At 70.2% G+C, this 17,729-nt stretch carries 18 protein-coding genes; 8 read left to right on the top strand and 10 right to left on the bottom strand.

Annotation, left to right across the window (positions count from 1 at the left end):
* Positions 1-5: 5 nt before the first annotated feature.
* Positions 6-764 carry a phosphatase PAP2 family protein gene (locus OG241_RS01750; RefSeq protein ID WP_405813160.1) on the bottom strand — a complete coding sequence of 253 codons (759 nt, stop codon included), beginning with the start codon at positions 762-764 and terminating at the stop codon, positions 6-8.
* 260 nt (positions 765-1,024) lie between these two features.
* Between OG241_RS01750 and OG241_RS01745 the strand changes: the two genes are divergently transcribed.
* Both OG241_RS01745 and OG241_RS01740 read left to right on the top strand, forming a co-directional pair.
* The gene (locus OG241_RS01745) at positions 1,025-1,420 is read left to right on the top strand and encodes a VOC family protein (RefSeq protein ID WP_405813158.1); all 396 of its coding nucleotides are present in this window, start codon (positions 1,025-1,027) and stop codon (positions 1,418-1,420) included.
* Positions 1,421-1,495: 75 nt separating this feature from the next.
* A complete protein-coding gene (locus tag OG241_RS01740) occupies positions 1,496-2,575 on the top strand; it encodes an adenosine deaminase (protein WP_405813156.1) in 1,080 nt (359 codons plus the stop codon).
* Here OG241_RS01740 and OG241_RS01735 read toward each other — a convergent pair.
* Together OG241_RS01735 and OG241_RS01730 are read right to left on the bottom strand one after the other, a co-directional pair.
* On the bottom strand, positions 2,557-3,072 hold the full coding sequence (locus tag OG241_RS01735) for a DUF664 domain-containing protein (RefSeq protein WP_405813154.1): 516 nt from the start codon (positions 3,070-3,072) through the stop codon (positions 2,557-2,559). The genes OG241_RS01740 and OG241_RS01735 overlap by 19 nt on opposite strands.
* 28 nt (positions 3,073-3,100) lie before the next feature.
* Positions 3,101-4,000, bottom strand: coding sequence for a LysR family transcriptional regulator (locus tag OG241_RS01730; RefSeq protein ID WP_405813152.1), 900 nt, complete (start codon positions 3,998-4,000; stop codon positions 3,101-3,103).
* A 119-nt stretch (positions 4,001-4,119) separates the two neighbouring features.
* On the opposite strand from OG241_RS01730, the gene mgrA reads away from it, so the two are divergent.
* Complete coding sequence (mgrA, locus tag OG241_RS01725) at positions 4,120-5,112, top strand: L-glyceraldehyde 3-phosphate reductase (RefSeq protein ID WP_405813150.1); 993 nt, start codon at positions 4,120-4,122, stop codon at positions 5,110-5,112.
* A gap of 37 nt (positions 5,113-5,149) precedes the next feature.
* On the opposite strand, the gene OG241_RS01720 is transcribed toward mgrA, so the two are convergent.
* The gene (locus OG241_RS01720) at positions 5,150-5,446 is read right to left on the bottom strand and encodes a DUF1905 domain-containing protein (RefSeq protein WP_405813148.1); all 297 of its coding nucleotides are present in this window, start codon (positions 5,444-5,446) and stop codon (positions 5,150-5,152) included.
* A 331-nt stretch (positions 5,447-5,777) separates the two neighbouring features.
* Here OG241_RS01720 and OG241_RS01715 point away from each other — a divergent pair, with 331 nt between their 5' ends.
* The gene (locus tag OG241_RS01715) at positions 5,778-6,188 is read left to right on the top strand and encodes a hypothetical protein (RefSeq protein ID WP_405813146.1); all 411 of its coding nucleotides are present in this window, start codon (positions 5,778-5,780) and stop codon (positions 6,186-6,188) included.
* 238 nt (positions 6,189-6,426) lie between these two features.
* On the opposite strand, the gene OG241_RS01710 is transcribed toward OG241_RS01715, so the two are convergent.
* Positions 6,427-7,737, bottom strand: coding sequence for a streptophobe family protein (locus OG241_RS01710; RefSeq protein WP_405813144.1), 1,311 nt, complete (start codon positions 7,735-7,737; stop codon positions 6,427-6,429).
* A gap of 162 nt (positions 7,738-7,899) precedes the next feature.
* On the opposite strand from OG241_RS01710, the gene OG241_RS01705 reads away from it, so the two are divergent.
* Positions 7,900-9,240, top strand: a complete 1,341-nt coding sequence (locus tag OG241_RS01705; RefSeq protein ID WP_405813142.1) for a DUF6777 domain-containing protein — start codon at positions 7,900-7,902, stop codon at positions 9,238-9,240.
* A gap of 103 nt (positions 9,241-9,343) precedes the next feature.
* Entirely contained in the window at positions 9,344-9,796 is a 453-nt protein-coding gene (locus OG241_RS01700; RefSeq protein WP_405813140.1) for an ATP-binding protein, read from the top strand.
* A 73-nt stretch (positions 9,797-9,869) separates the two neighbouring features.
* Here the strand turns inward: OG241_RS01700 and OG241_RS01695 are convergent, their stop codons facing one another.
* Together OG241_RS01695 and OG241_RS01690 are read right to left on the bottom strand one after the other, a co-directional pair.
* Positions 9,870-10,757: an RNA polymerase sigma factor SigF gene (locus tag OG241_RS01695; protein WP_405813138.1), complete on the bottom strand. Its 888-nt coding sequence runs from the start codon at positions 10,755-10,757 to the stop codon at positions 9,870-9,872.
* 288 nt (positions 10,758-11,045) lie between these two features.
* Positions 11,046-11,822 carry a class I SAM-dependent methyltransferase gene (locus OG241_RS01690; protein WP_405813136.1) on the bottom strand — a complete coding sequence of 259 codons (777 nt, stop codon included), beginning with the start codon at positions 11,820-11,822 and terminating at the stop codon, positions 11,046-11,048.
* A 96-nt stretch (positions 11,823-11,918) separates the two neighbouring features.
* Here OG241_RS01690 and OG241_RS01685 point away from each other — a divergent pair, with 96 nt between their 5' ends.
* A complete protein-coding gene (locus tag OG241_RS01685) occupies positions 11,919-12,326 on the top strand; it encodes a helix-turn-helix domain-containing protein (RefSeq protein WP_405813134.1) in 408 nt (135 codons plus the stop codon).
* A 34-nt stretch (positions 12,327-12,360) separates the two neighbouring features.
* Here the strand turns inward: OG241_RS01685 and OG241_RS01680 are convergent, their stop codons facing one another.
* The 3 genes from OG241_RS01680 to OG241_RS01670 all read right to left on the bottom strand — a co-directional run bounded on the left by OG241_RS01680 (position 12,361) and on the right by OG241_RS01670 (position 16,510).
* Complete coding sequence (locus OG241_RS01680; RefSeq protein WP_405813132.1) at positions 12,361-12,963, bottom strand: ClpP family protease; 603 nt, start codon at positions 12,961-12,963, stop codon at positions 12,361-12,363.
* 1 nt (position 12,964) lies between these two features.
* Positions 12,965-13,621 (bottom strand): ATP-dependent Clp protease proteolytic subunit, encoded by a 657-nt coding sequence (locus OG241_RS01675; RefSeq protein ID WP_405813130.1) that lies wholly within the window; start codon positions 13,619-13,621, stop codon positions 12,965-12,967.
* Positions 13,622-13,810: 189 nt separating this feature from the next.
* The gene (locus OG241_RS01670; protein WP_405813128.1) at positions 13,811-16,510 is read right to left on the bottom strand and encodes a cellulosome protein; all 2,700 of its coding nucleotides are present in this window, start codon (positions 16,508-16,510) and stop codon (positions 13,811-13,813) included.
* A 203-nt stretch (positions 16,511-16,713) separates the two neighbouring features.
* Here OG241_RS01670 and OG241_RS01665 point away from each other — a divergent pair, with 203 nt between their 5' ends.
* Entirely contained in the window at positions 16,714-17,727 is a 1,014-nt protein-coding gene (locus tag OG241_RS01665) for a LacI family DNA-binding transcriptional regulator (protein ID WP_405813126.1), read from the top strand.
* The last annotated feature ends 2 nt before the right edge of the window (positions 17,728-17,729 follow it).

The raw sequence follows: 17,729 nt of genomic DNA, 5'->3' as shown, positions 1-17,729 counted from the left end.
TAAACTCATGGAAGGGCAGCGCTAGGTGGGGGTGCGCAGCAATCGGACTCCGGCGCGCTCCCCACCTTGCCACGTATGAGTTCGGACTCTGATCCCGGCCCCGCTGTGCCGGGCGACCATGATCCCGCCCGCCCCGGTCCCTCGCCGCGCAGGAGCAGCTCCGCCCACGTGTCCGGTGCGAAGCGCGTCACCGCGTACGCCGTCAGGCCCAGCCACCCCATGGCGAACAGCCAGCCGCCGACGACGTCCGAGAACCAGTGGACGCCCAGATAGACCCTGGTCAATCCGATCAGCAGGCCCCAGCAGCCGATCGCGGCGACGATCACGCGCCGGCCGCGCGGGGCCCGTGCCCACACCGCCAGGACGAGCAGTCCGGCGGTGACGGCCGACGTGGTCGTGTGGCCCGAGGGGAACGACCAGTGGCCGGCGTCCGTCGCCCAGTGCGCCGTCGCGGGCCGGGGACGGGTCAGCAGCGCCATCAACGAGAACCGCACCGCCTGGGCGGCGACCAGACAGGCGAGACAGGCGGCGGCTGCCTGGATCCGCTGCCGTGGGGTCCGGCCGAGCAGGTAACCGGCGAGGGCGACCAGGGCGTACGGAACGAAGCCCGTACCGGTGTGGGTCAACAGCCGGGCGAGAGTGACCGCCAGGTCCGGGCGGTGGGCGAGCGACCAGTCCAGCAACTCCCGGTCGCCGACGAGGGTGCCGCCGCCCCGCATCGTGACCGTGACGGCGAGCAACGCCAGCAGCACGAAAGCGGCCACGCTCCCCAGCACTGGGGAGCCGGCCCTTGCGACGGCTTGCTCACGGTTCACACCTGCTCGACGATCTCACCCCGGCGATCGTTCCCGGGACCGTGGGGGCGAAGGAGTTCACACCCGAGGGCACGGAGATGACACACCCGGGGTGTTACGTATAACCTCACCCGTCAACCGCACGTCGACCGGCGTCGGCTGAACAGCCCACCGCAACCACCCCGCCGAGAGGCCGAGAGGCCGAGAGGCCGAGAGGCCGAGGAGAGCCCATGAGACGTGTCGCCCTGGTCACCCTCGTCGTCGACGACTACGACGAGGCGATCCGCTTCTACACCGACGCGCTCGGCTTCCGGCTCGTCGAGGACAGCCCGCGCCCCGACGGCTCACGCTGGGTCGTCGTCGAGCCGGGCGCCGCGGGGACAGGCACCGGCCTGGTGCTCGCCCGCGCCAAGGACGAGGACCAGCGGTCCCGGATCGGCGACCAGACCGGCGGACGGGTCGGCTTCTTCCTGCACACCGACGACTTCGCCCGCGACCACGCCCGGATGAGCGCCGCCGGCGTGATCTTCCTGGAGGAGCCGCGCCATGAGCCGTACGGCTCGGTGGCCGTCTTCCAGGACCTCTACGGCAACCGCTGGGACCTCCTCCAGCCCGCCACCGACTGACCCGCCCCACCGACCGACCTGTCCCACCGACGCCACCCACCCACCGCACCACCACCTGCCGAGGAACCACCGCACATGACCGCGTCCCCCGTCGACACCGCCACCCTTCGCCGTCTCCCCAAGGCCGTGCTGCACGACCACCTCGACGGCGGCCTGCGCCCCGCCACCCTGGTCGAGCTCGCCGCGGAGATCGGCCACACCCTGCCCACGACCGACCCGGACGAGCTCGCCGCCTGGTACTACGAGGCCGCCAGCTCCGGTGACCTGGTGCGCTACATAGCCACCTTCGAGCACACCCTCGCCGTGATGCAGACCCGCGAGGGCCTGCTGCGCACCGCCGAGGAGTACGTCCTCGACCTGGCGGCCGACGGTGTCGTGTACAGCGAGGTGCGCTACGCCCCGGAGCTGAACACCACCGGCGGCCTGACCATGGCCGAGGTCGTCGAGACCGTTCAGGAGGGCCTCGCCGCCGGTATGGCGAAGGCCGCCGCCGAGGGCACCCCGGTCCGGGTCGGGACGCTGCTGTGCGGGATGCGCATGTTCGACCGTGTCCGTGAGGCCGCCGACCTGGCTGTCGCCTTCCGGGACGCAGGCGTCGTCGGCTTCGACATCGCGGGCGCCGAGGACGGCTTCCCGCCCGCCGACCACCTCGCCGCCTTCGAACACCTGCGCAGCCAGAGCGTGCCGTTCACCATCCACGCCGGGGAGGCCCACGGTCTGCCCAGCATCCACCAGGCCCTCCAGGTCTGCGGCGCCCAGCGCATCGGCCACGGCGTCCGCATCACCGACGACATCCCCGACCTCGCGGCGGGCAAGCTCGGCCACCTCGCGGGCTGGGTGCGCGACCGCCGGATCGCCCTGGAGATGTGCCCGACCTCCAACCTCCAGACGGGCGCGGCCACTTCGATCGCCGAGCACCCGATCACGGCTCTGAAGGACCTCGGTTTCCGGGTCACCCTCAACACCGACAACCGTCTGGTGTCGGGCACCACGATGACCCGCGAGATGTCCCTGCTGGTCGAGGAGGCCGGCTGGACGGTCGAGGACCTGCGCACGGTCACCGTGAACGCCGTCAAGAGCGCGTTCATCCCGTTCGACGAGCGCACCGCCCTCATCCAGGACGTCGTCCTGCCGGGTTACGCCTCGGCGCTCTGAAGCAGTCCCCGCAGATAGGAGGCCTGGCCGACGTGCTGAAGATCGTCGGCCAGGACACTGACCAGCCGTACGCCGAGAGTGACCGGCGGGTCCCAGCGCTCGTCGACGACGCGCTCCAGGTCCCCGGCGGTCAGGGCGCGCAGGGCTTCCAGGCTCTGGGCGTGCACGGCGTCGTGGTAGCCGGTCAGCAGTCCGGGGGAGTCGACCCGCACCTCGGCGACCTGCGCGGAGGTGTGACCGTACCCGATGTCATGGGGCTTCAGGCCGAGGCCGAAGCGTTTCTCCCAGTCCTGGGTCAGCCACACCTGGTCGAGCCCGAAGGCGTCGGCCACATGGTCGTCCTGGACCCGGGTGAGATGCCACACGAGCCAGGCGACGGAGTTGGCGTCGGGGCCGGGGCGGTGGTTGAGCTCGTCGGGGCCCAGGCCCTCGACGGCGGCGTGGACCTCTTCCCGGATGCGGGTGTACCCGTCGATGAGGATGTCCTTTGCATGCATGGGGTCCACCCTCTCCCATTCCGGTCCGTCACGCGCCCGTGTTTGCCTGCTCGGTCTCCAGCAGGGTCATGAGCGCCCGCGCGGCGGGACTGGTCGCCGGGGAGGGCGGCAACAGGGCGACCGTCTCGTAGACGGTCTCGCCGGTGCCCTTGACCGGGAGCGCCGTCAGCGTCTCGCGCTTGTGCCGGAAGTGCCGGGGTACGACGGCCACGCCGAGGTTCTCGTCCACGAGGTCGAGGAGGCTGTGCACGTCGTTGACCTCCAGGGCGACCGTCCGGCGCACGCCCGCCTCGGCGAAGACCGCGTCGGTGGTGCGGCGCGGCCCCCAGTCCGGGTGGAAGTCGACGAACACCTCACCGCCGAGGTCCTCCGGGGTCACGGCCGCGCCGGCCACCGCGAGCCGGTGACTCGGATGGCACAGCACGGTCATCGACTCGCTGCTCAGCGGTACGGCACGCAACTGGTCGGTCTCCTCCTGCGTCCCACGGACCGCGAAGGCCAGGTCCAGACGCCCGGCGGCCACCTCCTCCGCCAACGCGCCCGCGCCCGCCTGCCGCAGCGAGATCTCGACGTCCGGGTGCTGCCGCCGGAACGCGGCGAGGACCCCCGCCACATGCACTCCGGCGATGCACTGCTCGGAGCCCAGTGCGAGCATCCCGCGCAGCACCCCCTGCACCGCGGCCACCGCCTCGTGGGCCGACCGCACCTGGGCGAGGATCCGCTCGGCCTCGCCGAGCAGCGCACGCCCCGCCGGGGTGAGCGTCACCCGGCGGGTGGTGCGCACGAACAGCGGGGTCTGCAGTTCCCGCTCCAGCGCGCGGATCGAGGCCGACAGGCCCGACTGGGACACCATCAGCCGCTCGGCGGCCCGGGTGAAGTGCTGGTCCTCCGCGACCGCGACGAAGTGCTGGAGATGGCGTAGTTCCATGATTGAGAAGCCTAGCCGCTTAATACCATCGGATTCTCCTGTTGGACCACTGCCCGTCCGCGGGGAAGAGTGGGACCAGTAAAGATCGCCTCACCTGTGCCAACCCTTCTGGAGTCGCGTTGTACACCGCACACACCGACCGCTACGCGGACATGCCCTACCGGCGCACCGGACGCAGCGGCCTGAAGCTCCCCGCGCTGTCGCTCGGCCTGTGGCACAACTTCGGCCCCGACCGCCCGGTCGACACCCAGCGGGCCATCCTGCGCCGCGCCTTCGACCTCGGCGTCACCCACTTCGACCTGGCCAACAACTACGGCCCGCCGCCCGGCGCCGCCGAGTCCGCGCTCGGCGAGGCCCTCAAGGCCGACTTCGCCCCGTACCGCGACGAGCTCGTGATCTCCACCAAGGCGGGCTACCTCATGTGGCCGGGTCCGTACGGCGAATGGGGCTCGCGCAAGTACCTGCTCTCCTCCCTCGACCAGAGCCTGACCCGCATGGGCCTGGACTACGTCGACATCTTCTACTCGCACCGCCCCGACCCGGAGACTCCGCTGGAGGAGACGATGGGCGCCCTGCACACGGCGGTCCAGCAGGGCAAGGCGCTCTACGTCGGCATCTCCAACTACTCGGCTGAGCAGACCCGGGAGGCCGCCCGCATCCTCGCCGAGCTGGGCACCCCGCTGCTGATCCACCAGCCCCGCTACTCGATGCTCGACCGGCGCCCGGAGGACGAGGGTCTGCTGGACGCGCTGGACGAGCTCCAGGTCGGTTCCATCGTCTTCTCCCCGCTGGAGCAGGGCCTGCTCACCGGCCGCTACCTCAACGGGATCCCGGCGGACTCGCGGGCGGCGAGCGACAGCCCCTTCCTGAACTCCGACAAGATCACCGAGGACCTCGTACAGCAGCTGCGCACCCTCGACGGCATCGCCAAGTCCCGCGGTCAGAGCCTGGCTCAGCTGGCCCTGGCCTGGGTTCTGCGCGGCGGCAGGGTAACCTCCGCGCTGGTGGGCGCCAGCAGCCCGCAGCAGCTCGAGGACAGCGTGGCGGCCATCGGCAACCTCGAGTTCTCCGACGAGGAACTGGCCCGGATCGACGCGGTCATCAAGGCCTGATCTCTCCTGATCCCTGTCCGGGCCTTCCCGTGTTCCGTTATGAACGGAACCGCTCGGCCAGCCGTACTGTCACGGTGGCGCCCTCTTCCTTTCCGATGGCTTTCCGGATCTCGGACTTCACGGGGAGTTTGTGGGTGCCGTCACCGAGCGCCATGAACGAACTGCGGAAAGGGTGTCCGTCGATCGTCCCGCTGACCTTGACCAGGCCGCGGGTGCCGAAGTATGCGACGGATTCCGGCCAGACCAGGTAGGTCCAGCCCCCCGCTGCCGGGCTTTTGCGCAGTACGGCTGTGAATTCCTCGTCGAGCTTCTCAACTTTTTCGCTGGTGGCCATGGGGCCCTCCATTTCCAGTGGTCTTCACTGACGAGACCACTGGGAAGCGAAAAACTCATCGCGAATCCCATGATCTTCGCTAAACCTCGGGGATCCGTCGGCGGGAGAAGTGGCCGTCGTGTCGGATTCCGGTCCATACCTGCCAGGAATATGCCAGGAGAATGCCTGGAAACTGGCTGGAAAGGCGTGGTGACGGAGTGTCAATAGTGAAGATACTCAACTGGTAGAACACTGCATCAAGTGGACCATCGAGTGACCAGCACCAATGCGGTACAGCGGGTGAGCCGCAGGGAGAGCGAGGCAAGGCCGGTAGGCGATCGGGGGAAAGATCGTGCACGACGAGTTCCTTTGTCATGTCACGGCGTACGGCGTCTGCGCGGGTCGGCGCATCGGCGTACCGCTGGGTACGTACCGCGCGCCGACTCTGGCGCTGGCGCTGTGGTGGTTACGGGACCGGGCGAACTGGATCGCCGAACGGCTCGATCCGCAGCCCGACGAACCGTACTTCCCCCCGAACTCGCTCGTCCCGGTCGCCGCCACCGTGCCGGACGTGCCCGGCCTGATGCGCGCCTGGGCGATGGACCCGTACCAACAGGAGCTGGTCGCCGACGAGTTGGCGGCCGGAAGGCTCGTACGGATCGCCACGTACGACGAGACCACCGAGTACGAACTGCTCGCCGAGTCCGTCGACGCGCTGCGCATGCAGCGGACCAACCCGGCCCTGGTCGTACCGGTCGCCTGACCGGCCGGGCCCCCGCACCGCTCCAGGTCGGCCAGGCGTATATAAGGACGAATCGCTGGAATCCTGGGCATGGTAGATCGTTCGGTCGCGCCGACCGCGCCCGAACTCGTGCTGGAGACGGAGACGGGCTCCACGGTGATGAGTCCGGGCCACGACTATCACGTCGGACGCGACCCGCTCAGCGAGATCGTCATCGACCAGCCGGTCTTCGACAGTCAGTGCCATGGGGAGCACGGTGTCACGCCGGCCGGAACCCTTCCTGGCGTGTTTCGACCTCACCCTGCCGGTGCACCCGTCGGGCGAGCAGTGCGCCCAGGAATCCGGTGATCAGCCCCCACAGCAGGGCGAGGCCGAGCGCGCCCCAGGGTTGCGGGCGCAGGAACAGGCTGCCGGAGAGGTTGCCGCCGAGGTCTCCGATGCCGAGTACGGACAGGCCGTAGTGGGCGGAGATCCGGCCGAGCAGGCAGATCATCAGGACGGTCAGCGCCAGCGCGACCGCCATGTGCACGGCGTGCTGCCAGGCCCGCGTTCTGGCCGGTGAGCGCGCCGCCATCAGGAACGCGGCGGCCAGCAGCAGCACGGCGTCGACGACCACCAGCCACCACACCCTGCCGTCGTAGTCCGAGAGGGTGTTCAGGTTGAGCGTGGCGGTGTCCGGGGTACGCAGCACCTCGTCGAGGACGTGCGGCATCGGCAGCCCGAAGGGGCCCTCGACGCGCCCCTCCCAGGTGGCGCCCAGGCCGGTGGTGAGGGCGAGCCAGACCAGGTTCGGCATACCCAGCAGCACCAGCGCGAGCGACTGCGCGGGCTGGCCTCGCGTCACCGCCACGACGAGACCGATCACGATCCCGAGGGCCACGAAGACGAGCAGCAGCACGACCATGGCGTACGCGGCGGGACGCACCGACTCCTGGAAGCGCAGCAGCCGCGCGGGCAGCGGGGCCCCGCGCGAGACCAGCAGGGCGAGCGCCAGTACCGCAGCCAGCCACAGCAGACCGGCGAGGAGCGTCGGCGGTACGTCCGTCGTGAAGCCGATCCGCGGCGAGGCGCCGAGGAGGTCGCCGATGTCTCCCAGCGTTCCGTCGCCCAGCGAGACCGCGAAGGTCTGGCGGGCCGCGAACGCCAGACCGGTCAGACCCAGCAGCCACAGGACGGCGACGCGCGCCGCCCAGCCGGCCAGTTCGCGAGCCCCGGCGACAGCCCGGTGCCGCAGGGGGCGCAGAAATCCCGCGCCCGTCACGAGCGCCCCGACCAGCGTCACCGACAGTGGCATCACGGTCAGACCGCCCGTTGTCTCGGCGAGGTCTCCGGCGTCGCCCGTGAGGCCGACGCTTCCGCCGACCGCCGAGACGACGGTGGCCGTGACGACCCGGGGGAACGCTCCGTCCGGCAGATCGCCCGCGCCGGCCGCCCACAGTCCCAGCCCGGAGACCAGCACCATGGAGCCCAGTGCGGTCAGCACCGCGGCCAGGGCCTGTACCCAGCCGTGCCGGGAGACGGTCCACTCCTCCCCGAGCGCCGGCACGGGAGCGGGGGTTCGGGTGCTCACCCTGCCACGCTAAGCAGCACTCGGGTGGTGCGCCCGTCGGGAGGAGAGAGGGCGTCCGCTTGCGGAGGAGGCAGGGCCGGAGTGCACAATTGGGCACATTGTGGAAGAAAGCGGCAAGTATTCGCACAAATGCCGCAGGAGCCCACGTCGGAAGAAGAGCCCGTGAGCATCGAACAGCCGTCCTCCGGCCGCCCCACAGGACCACCCTCCGGCCCTCTGCCGGGCCCCTCCCAGCCACTCGAGGGGCCCCCGACCCAGCAGTCGCCCACCGACCGCGGCGGCGGGTCGCGCGGCGGTGACGGAGGCGAGGGCGGCGGACCCGGAACCGGACCGGGACCCGAGCCGCACCCGCCCTGGTGGAGGTCGGTGCCCCGGGTCGCGGTACTCGCCACGGCGGTCGTGGCCGCCGTGGTCCTGATCGTCGGTCCCACCCGCTCCGACGGCACCTCCGACCAGGCGGCGGGCGGCGAGGTCTTCCTCCAGGCCGCGGGCAAGTCGGGCCCCGACCCCTTCACCGAGTCCACGGCCGAGGACAGCTCCGCCCCACCGGTCACGACCCCCACCGCCAAAGCCCCGGAAACGGTCACCACGAACGTCGTCCGACGCGTGGACGGCGACGCCGCAGGCCTGTACGGCGGCACCCGCAAGGTCGCCGGCTGCGACGTGGAGAAGCAGATCCGGGTACTCGGCGCCGCGCCCGCGAAGAACGGCGCGTTCGCCTCGGTCCTCGGCCTGCGGCCCGCCGGGGTCCCCGCTTATCTCCGCTCGCTCACCCCCGTACAACTGCGCATGGACACCCGCGTCACCAACCACGGCTACCAGGACGCCGCCGCCACGAACTACCAGGCAGTCCTGCAGACCGGCACGGCCGTCCTCGTCGACGACCGGGGCCGGCCGCGCGTGCGCTGCGCCTGCGGCAACCCGCTCACGGACCCGGTGCGACAGCAGAGCGTCCCGCGTCCGGCGGGTGACAGCTGGCCGGCGTACCGCTCCTCGAACGTGGTCGTCGTGGCGCCCGCCACCACGGTGATCAATGTCTTCGTCGTCTACGACCCCGACCGCGGCAGCTGGTTCCACCGCCACCACGGCGACACGGGCCGGCACGACCAGAAGACCGAGCCGCCGACCAAGCCGCCGACCGGCCCATCGACCCCGCCGACCGGCCCACCGACCCCGTCCGTCAGTTCACCGACGCCCTCGGAGCCTTCGGCGGCGTCCTCGGAGCCGACGTCCGAGGCCCCCGGTCTGCTGCCGCCGCAGTCTCCACTGCCCTGCGTGTCCGCGCCCACCGGCTCGGCCAGCCCGCCCGCGTCACCCGCGTCACCGGCAGCACCGGGCACCGCGAGCCCGTCGGCCAAGCCCTGCCCACCGTCATCGAGCCCGCCCGCCTCGGCGCCCCCGGCCGTCCAGCCACCGTCCTCGGCGCTCGGGTCGCCCCAGTCCCCGCCCGACGACGGCGGCTCCGGCACGACGCCTTCGGCCTTGGCCCCGCCGTCCTCCTGAGGCTTGGCGGGGGCCCGGGGACAGGGGGACTGCGGCGCGAGACTCGGGGTACGAGCAGTGTGCGACCGGGTCCGGCCGGACCCGGGCACCGAGAGAGCACTACATGATCGAACATCTGGGCGGTTCAGTGATACCGAGTGGTTCGGGTGTCCCCGTCGAACCGCTGCGACGGGCGACGGCCTTCACCGGTGATCCGGGCTGCATCGCCGAGGCTCGCGCCTTCGCGGAGATCTTCCTCGAAGAGCTGAGGAAGGAATGCTGCGTGCCGACGGACGAGCGCGCAGACGGTGAGCTGCTTCTGGTGGTGAGCGAGCTGGTCACCAACGCGGACCGGCACAGCTACGGCCCCTACATCCTCGAACTGGAGGGCACGGACACCTCGGTGACGGTGTCCGTGTACGACAGCAGTGCCGCGCTGCCCGTCCGCTACCCCCGGGACCCGCAGCGGATCGGCCGGCACGGTCTGGAGATCGTGCACGCACTCGCCACCGAGGTGACCGCCGGCCGGGTGCCGGTCGGCAAGTACGTCCGGGCCGTCCTGCCGCTCAGCCGGTGAGCCGAGACCCGACTCACAGGTCTCGGCTCACTTGTCGAACTGGTGCTGAACCGGTGCTGAACCGGTCGAACGGTCAGGCGTAGTCGAGTTCGCCGAGCATGCCCTCACGCAGCTGAGTGATGATGCGCTTGATCAGCCGGGAGACATGCATCTGTGAGCAGCCGAGCAGCTCACCGATCTCCGCCTGGGTGGCTTCCTCGACGAACCGCAGATGGATGATCTGCCGGTCCCGGTCGCTGAGTTCGGCGAGCAGTGGGGCCAGCGACTGGAAGTCCTCTACCAGGCGCATCCCGTGCTCCTCGACCCCGATGAAGTCGGCGAGGACCGCCTCGCCGTCATCGGGCCCGTCTCCGGTCAACGCGGCGTCGAGAGAGGAGGAGTTGTAGCCGTTGGCGGCGATCTGGCCCTCGACCACCTCGTTCTCGGGCAGGTTCATCAGTGCGGCGAGTTCGGCGACCGTCGGCTCACGGTCCAGCCTGCTCGCCAGCTCCTCGCGGGCCTTGGCCAGCTCGACACGCAGTTCCTGCAGTCGGCGCGGCACATGCACCGCCCACGTCGTGTCGCGGAAGAACCGCTTGATCTCACCGACGATGTAAGGCACCGCGAACGAGGTGAACTCCACCTCACGGGTCAGCTCGAACCGGTCGATGGCCTTGATCAGACCGATCATGCCGACCTGGACGATGTCCTCCATGTCGTCGCCACGGCTCCGGAAACGTCCGGCGGCGAACCGCACGAGCGACATGTTCATCTCGATCAGGGTGTTGCGCGCGTACTGGTATTCCTGCGTCCCCTCTTCGAGTTCGGTCAGGCGCCTGAAGAACTGGCGGGACAGCTCCCGCGCGTCACGCGGGGCCACCTTTCGCGGTTCCGCGAGTTCGGGCAGTGGGGCGTCACCCGTCCTGGCTCCGGCGGTGTCCTCGACGACCTCTGCCTTCGACCGGATCATGGCGGTGTCCATTACCTGTTACCTCTCCCACGAAAACATCGAGCTGCGGACGATGGAACGGTTCCGGACTGCGCGTACCCGGTCCAGCGCCGTACATGCCACAAATGTTGCTCCATGCAAGGGACGAGTGGACGCGAGGTGCGAAAAGCCCGCAGAACCACGGGTGTTGACCTGGCGGTAAGGGCCGCGGGAGCGGTCGTTGCACCGGCGTAGGGACCCTGGGGCGATTGCGGTGCGCCGGCCGGAGGATCGGCGTAGGGAACCCGGCCGCTGCCGGCCGCCCCGGTGTCGGGGCGCGGATCAGGAGACCCGTGTCGCCGTGATCAGCTCGTGGAGGTACCGCTTGGTGAGCCGGCCGCCGTACCGCGTCTCCACCAGGTCCCGGATGTCCGCGAGCAGACCGTCGCGCGAGGCTGCGTCGAGCGCGCGGTGGCCCGAGTAGGTGAGCAGGACGTCGAGGTACTCGTCCACGGAGTACGCGATGTCCCGGGCATGGCGCCGGACGGTGACCCCGTCGAAGTACTCGGAGGTCTCCAACTCGCGGGTGTCCGTCGCCGTGTCGGCCTCGTCCACCTGTCGCAGATCGGGCGGCGTGGCCGGGTCCCACCTCTCGTAGCACCGCTGCACCCGCTCGAAGAAGTCGACGGTGCCGCCCTTGACATGGTGCGTGGTGACGAGCGCGAGCAGCCCGCCCGGCCGCAGTGCCCGAGCCGTCCTGGGCAGCCGCATCGCCGGGTCGAGCCAGTGGAACGCGGTCGCGCAGACGACCAGGTCGAACGGTTCGGCAGGCAGCGGCCAGTGCTCGAAGTCGGCGACCGTCACCTCCGCCAGCGGGAACGTCCGCAGATTGTGCCGGGCCACGGCGGCGAGGGACGGGCCCAGCTCGACGGCCGTGACGGCGCAGCCCAACGCGGCCAGCGGGACGGTGAGTTGGCCCGTACCCGGGGCGATCTCCAGGACGCGGCTGCCCGGACCGAGGCCGGCCGCCCGGGCCAGGTCGTCCACCAGGCCCTCCGGATAGCGGGGACGGGCCCGGTCGTACAGTTCCGCCACCTCGTCGAACGTGTCACGCAGCATGCTCGCCCCTCACCCAGTCCGCCCTGCTGTGGTGATTCCACCCAGAGCAGAATGCAGACCCCTTCCCTCGGAAGCGACGGCTTTTAGGCTGAGGGGGTGAGCAATCAAGCGTCCGACCAGGCCCGAGTCATCCCGCTGCGTCCCAGGACCACACCGGCACCGGCACCGGCCCGCACGGTGCCTCCGGCGCCGCCCGCTCCCAGGGAACCGCTCTTCCGCGACCTGGTCGGCGACGTCCTGCGCCGCGAACGGCTCGCCCAGGAACGCACCCTGAAGGATGTGGCGGACGAGGCCAGGATCTCCATGCCGTATCTGTCGGAGCTGGAGCGGGGCCGCAAGGAAGCCTCCTCGGAGGTCCTCGCGGCCGCCGCCCACGCCCTCGGCCTGGGCCTGGGAGATCTGCTGTCCCTGGCGCAGAGCGAACTGACCCGGCACGCCCGAAGCCGCACCCGGGCGCGTACGACGAACTCCGCGCCGTACAACGGGCTCTGCCTGGTCGCCTAGCGGCTCGGCGCGCCCGTCGGGCGGTGCCTCCCCGTCAGACGCCGGCGAGGCGTCGGCTCACCACCTCGTCGGCCAGCCCGTACGCCACCGCCTCGGCGGCGGTGAACACCTTGTCGCGGTCCATGTCCGCGCGCAGCGTCGCCACGTCGTGCTGCGTGTGCCGGGAGAGCACCTCCTCGACCTGTGCGCGGATACGGACCATCTCCCTTGCCTGCACGGCAAGGTCGGAGACCATGCCCCGGTGTCCACTGCTCGCCGGCTGGCCGAGCAGCACCCGCGCGTGTTCGAGCACGAACCGGCGCCCCGGATCGCCCCCGGCCAGCAGCACCGCGGCCGTCGAGGCCGCCTGGCCGACGCAGAACGTCGAGATCGGCGCCTGCACGTAGGTCATCGTGTCGTAGATCGCCATGAGCGAAGTGAACGAGCCGCCGGGCGAGTTGATGTAGATCGCGATCTCCTGCTCGGGCGACGAGGACTCCAGATGCAGGAGCTGCGCGATGACGACGTTGGCGACGCCGTCGTCGATCTCGGTGCCGAGGAAGATGATCCGCTCGGACAGCAGCCGGCTGAACACGTCGTACGACCGCTCGCCCTGCGGGGTGCGCTCCACGACGTTCGGAATCGTGTACGTCCCCATGTCAGAGCCCCATCCGTCGTCGTGAGGTGGCGGGGCGCACGTCGGCCAGCGAGCCGACAACCTGGTCCACCATGCCGTACTCCAGGGCCTGTTCGGCCGTGAACCAGCGGTCGCGGTCGCCGTCGCGCGAGATCGTCTCCTCGCTCTGGCCGGTGTGCTGGGCGGTGATGCGCTCGACGGTGCGTTTCGTGAACTCGAGGTTCTCCGCCTGGATCTCGATGTCGGAGGTGGTGCCGCCGATCCCGGCCGACGGCTGGTGCATCATGATCCGCGCGTTCGGCAGCGCGTACCGCTTGCCGGGCGCGCCGACGCTGAGCAGGAACTGGCCCATACTGGCCGCGAATCCCATGGTGAGCGTGGACACGTCGTTGGGGATCAGCTGCATGGTGTCGTAGATGGCGAGGCCCGCTGTCACCGAGCCGCCGGGGCTGTTGATGTACAGGCTGATGTCGGTGCGCGGGTCCTCCGCCGACAGCAGGAGCAGCTGGACGCAGATTCGGTTCGCCGAGACCTCGTCGACCTGCGTACCGAGGAACACGATGCGCTGGGCGAGCAGTTGGGCGGCGAGATGGTCGTCGAACCGGGAGGGAGGGGTGTCGCCCTCCTCGGCCCGGGGCAGCAGCGCCGGCCAGGGACCGGCGGTGGTGAGTGGGGACATCGGGGCTCCTCGTCGAGGCATCGGCTTATCGACTCATCGGGTTGTCGATCGTGAGTCGTGGCTTTCGTGCGGCGGATCGCTCCGCACTCCCACTCTCGGTCCGACCCGACGCCGTCGGCGGATTTCTCGGCCCGCAGCAGATTCGCCGACGGCAGAGGGCCCGGGCCGCGAACGGCCCGGGCCGGCCCGTCAGGAGGGCTGTTTCTGTGCCAGGGGGGTGACGGCTACGCGGTCGATGACCGGCGCGTACGGGGATCGCTGGTCGTACTGGTTGTACGTGTCGCCGTTGAAGTCGGGCAGTTCCTCGGCGGTGAAGGTGAGCCGGTTGGTGCCCTTCCTCAGGGTGAGCGGGACGGTCAGCTCCCAGAAGTTGTTGAAGTGGAAGGTCGTCGGGAACAGCACCCGGTGGGCGGGTCCGCCGTTGACCGAGAGGTCGGCGTGCCGGGCGATCGGATCGGGGTTGTAGTGCGTGGCGGGCGCCTGCTCGGCGTTGGAGTAACGGATGGTCACGGCGTGCCGCCCGCCCCTGTCCGCGACGACGTCGACCGTGAGGGCGTTCGCCCTGCCGTCGCCGACACCGGTGACCGCCTTTCCGCCGGTGGCGAAGGGGTAGGCGTCGGTCACCCTGGCGGCGCCGGAGAGCCGGCCGTCCTCCGCCTGGTAGACCCTGGTGGACGGGGTGTCTCCGGTCCGGGCGACCCGCAGCCGGTCGAGGACCAGGGCGCGTGAGGTGCCGGTGACGGTGATCTTGTTGATGCCGCCGGACAGGAACATCCGTATCCGGTCGGTGCCCTTCCTGTCGCCCCCGACCTCGGGTACGTCGAGTTTCTCGCCGTTGAGGGACAGGCTCGCCCTGCCGCCGCCCAAGTGGTCGACGTACACGGTCGCTTCGGCGTCGGTGGGGGAGTGGACCCAGAAGGTCGCGGCGGCGCCCCTGCCCAGCGGAACCGTGCCGGGACCCGAGGCGCCGGCGCGGGTGTAGACGGGCCGCGTTCCGGAGAGCGTGGCGTACTCGGCTTCGTAGAGGGCCGGTGCGGTCGCACGGGCGTCCCGCAGTGACAGGTCGACCTTGTCGATGATGGCGTCGCCCCTGGTGACGCCCAGGTCGGGGTCCTTCGCGGCGAGGGTGATGCGGTGCCTGCCGGCGGTGAGCCTCACCGTGGTGTCGGTGTGGCCCCAGACCACCCACTTGTAACCGAGCGGCAGCCGCAGTTCCTGCGGATCGGCGCCGTCGACCCGCAGGAAGACGTTGGTGGGACCCTGCTCCTTCACCAGGTCGTACAGGTTGTAGGAGTTGGCGAACACACTCAGGTCGTACGTGCCGTCCTGCGGGACCTCCACGTCGAAGCCGAGGACCCCGTCGGAACCGGTGCGCAGACCGCCGACGTTGTACGTCCCGGAGGTGGCGAACCCGCCGACGTTGGAGGGCGTGCCCTCGGGGCCGTTCTTCGAGTAGCCGCCGCCGGTGTAGGTGGCGTTCTCCGCCTCGTACGTCCCGCGCCAGCTCACCGACGGCTCGGCCGGCACCGTGCCGTGCCCGCCGGGGGAGAGGATGACCTGGTAGGCCGACATTTCGTTCATCCCGGTCATGGGGAGGGTGACGGTGCCGTCCGCGCCGACCGTCAGCTCCTGGTCGGCCAGCCGCAGAGGCTGGGCCGAGTCGCCGACCTGGCCGGTCCAGGGGATCTCCTGCACGGTGGCGTGTACGGCCCCGCCGAACAGCTTGGGGTCGATGTTCCGGAAGACGACGTCCGCGTCACCGCTCTTGCCGCCGAAGATCGCCCGGGACTGCTTCTTGTCCTGGTCGAGGGTGGCGACTCCCTGAAGCGTGTACTGCTGGTTGGGATGCGGGGCGGTCACCTCGACCGTGTGGCCGGACATCTGGCCGTAGGCGTTGAAGAGCCACCATTGGCCGTTGCCCTTGTTGGCCTCCACGGCCGAGTCGTTGAGGTTGCCGTCGATGTTCCAGTACGCGAGGTCCGCGTCGATCTTGGAGTCCTCGATCGCGGAGATCCACTGGACGACCTGACCGGGCACGGAGAGGTGGAAGTTGTGGCCGTACTCGTTGACGTTGACGGGCAGTGGGCCGACACCGACGTCCTTCTCCATCTGCCGGTACCGAGCCACGTTCGTGCGTACCGCGGCGGGCGACGACAGCTCGTGCCAGGTCATCACGTCCGGTACGACGTCGTTGGCCTTGGCGTACTGCAGGAAGCCCTTGACCTGGTCGTAGAGGACGCTGGTGTTGGGGCCCGCGATACGGGCGTCGGGGTCGAGGCCCTTGATGAGCCGGTAGACGTCCTTCCAGGCCGCGAAGTAGGCGCCCGGGTCCTTCAGCCAGGAGACCTTGTCGTAGCTCCAGTCGCCGGTGCCGAACATGTTCCCCTCGGGCTCGTTGAAGGGAACGTAGACGACATGGTCCTTGTAGGCGCTGTCCAGGGTCCGGACCTGCTCGACCTGCTTCCTGATCTTCTCCTTGAAGTCGGCGAGCCGTGCCGGGCCGTCGGAGCCCGGCCACTGGTAGGGGAAGCCGCGGTAGATGTCGGTCATGTAGACGTAGACGTCCTTGCCGCCCGAGTCCACGAACGGCGGCAGCATCTCGAGGGCGTCCGCGCCGGGGTGCTGGGGACCGTCCTGTGCCTTGGTCGACACCGTGCGGACGTGCATGCCCTCCAGGACGTTACGGCTGGGCACGCCGTCGCCGTAGACGCCGTAGAGCGAGCCGGAGGCGCCGCCGTGGAAGGCGCCGGTGTCGGTGGAGAGGTCGATGGTGAGCTGCTCGGGCTGGGCCGCGCGGGCCGTGCCGCCGGACGCGGGTACGGCGAGCAGGGCGGCGAGGGCGGTGACGGCGGTGGCGCCGGCACTGGTTCTGCTGCGGGTGCGTCGCACTGAAGTCTCCGTGGGGTGAGCCATGATGAGTGTCGAACCGGTTCGAAGAATGCGTGCCGGAAGCTAGCACTGCCGAAAAGTGCCGGGCAATACCCGTAACGCGGATAGGGTGGCTGATAAAAGAAGATCTGCGTCGGTCATTGACACGGGCGGCTGTCGCTCCTAACTTGCCCTCACGCGAACCGGTTCGACGAAGGAGTGCCGTGAACATCGGGGAGATCGCCAAACGGGCCGGGGTCTCGCGGAGCACCGTGTCCTACGCGCTGAGCGGCAAGCGCTCGGTGTCGGAGGAGACCCGGCGCAGGATCCAGCAGGTGATCGACGAGCTGGGTTATCGGCCCAACGCGAGTGCGCGGGCCCTGGCGAACGGCCGGACCAGCACCATCGGTCTGGTCTTCCCGCCGGCGGGCAACCACTACACCGGTATGCAGTTGGACTTCATCGGCAGTGTGGTGGAGGCCGCGGCGGCGTACGACTACGACGTGCTGCTTTCCCCGAGCGGGGTGGACAGCGACCGTTCCTTCCAGCGGCTGCTGGGTGAACGACGGGTCGACGGCGCGATCCTCATGGAGATCAGGCTCCACGACGACCGGGTCGACCACCTGGGCGAGGAGAACTTCCCCGCGGTCTGCATCGGCCGCACGGCACACGCGGACCGGGACTGGTGGGTCGGCCTGGACCACACCGCGCTGGCGGCGGCCTGCGTCAACCACCTCGCCGACCTCGGACACCGCCGCATCGCCCTCGTGAACCGGCCCGAGCACCTGCTGCGGGCCGGCTACGAGTCGGCACACCGCGGCCTCGATGGCTTCACCAAGGCCGCGGCCGAACGCGGGCTCACCGTACGGACGTACTGCTGCGGCGACGACGCCCCCTCCGGCCAGGAGTGCCTGGAGCGGATCCTGCACGACGACCCGGAGACCACGGCGCTGGTCACCCTGAACGAGGCCGCGCTCGGCGGCCTCTACCGGGGCCTGGCCATGGCGGGCCGTCACATCCCGCGCGACTTCTCCCTCACCGGGGTAGTGGCCGGCCGCTGGGCCGAGACCGTGACCCCGCAACTCACCGCGGCCGACGTACCGGCCGAGCAACTGGGCCGACTCGCCGTCGAACTGCTCGTCGAGCGGCTCGACCACCCCGACGCGGTGCCCCGCCACCACCTCCTCACCCCGCCCATCTCCCTGCGCGCCAGTACCGGTCCCAGCCCGGCGCGCTGAGC

Source organism: Streptomyces sp. NBC_01390, assembly GCF_045040105.1.
Taxonomy (GTDB): Bacteria; Actinomycetota; Actinomycetes; order Streptomycetales; family Streptomycetaceae; genus Streptomyces.
This window is presented reverse-complemented; position numbering and strand designations above follow the sequence as displayed.

What these genes read in the sequence shown, in the direction of transcription:
- OG241_RS01745 (WP_405813158.1), top strand. Translation starts at nt 1,025, where the DNA reads ATGAGACGTGTCGCCCTGGTCACCCTCGTCGTCGACGACTACGACGAG.
- OG241_RS01740 (WP_405813156.1), top strand. Translation starts at nt 1,496, where the DNA reads ATGACCGCGTCCCCCGTCGACACCGCCACCCTTCGCCGTCTCCCCAAG.
- OG241_RS01735 (WP_405813154.1), bottom strand. Translation starts at nt 3,072, where the DNA reads ATGCATGCAAAGGACATCCTCATCGACGGGTACACCCGCATCCGGGAA.
- OG241_RS01730 (WP_405813152.1), bottom strand. Translation starts at nt 4,000, where the DNA reads ATGGAACTACGCCATCTCCAGCACTTCGTCGCGGTCGCGGAGGACCAG.
- OG241_RS01720 (WP_405813148.1), bottom strand. Translation starts at nt 5,446, where the DNA reads ATGGCCACCAGCGAAAAAGTTGAGAAGCTCGACGAGGAATTCACAGCC.
- OG241_RS01700 (WP_405813140.1), top strand. Translation starts at nt 9,344, where the DNA reads ATGATCGAACATCTGGGCGGTTCAGTGATACCGAGTGGTTCGGGTGTC.
- OG241_RS01695 (WP_405813138.1), bottom strand. Translation starts at nt 10,757, where the DNA reads ATGGACACCGCCATGATCCGGTCGAAGGCAGAGGTCGTCGAGGACACC.
- OG241_RS01690 (WP_405813136.1), bottom strand. Translation starts at nt 11,822, where the DNA reads ATGCTGCGTGACACGTTCGACGAGGTGGCGGAACTGTACGACCGGGCC.
- OG241_RS01680 (WP_405813132.1), bottom strand. Translation starts at nt 12,963, where the DNA reads ATGGGGACGTACACGATTCCGAACGTCGTGGAGCGCACCCCGCAGGGC.
- OG241_RS01675 (WP_405813130.1), bottom strand. Translation starts at nt 13,621, where the DNA reads ATGTCCCCACTCACCACCGCCGGTCCCTGGCCGGCGCTGCTGCCCCGG.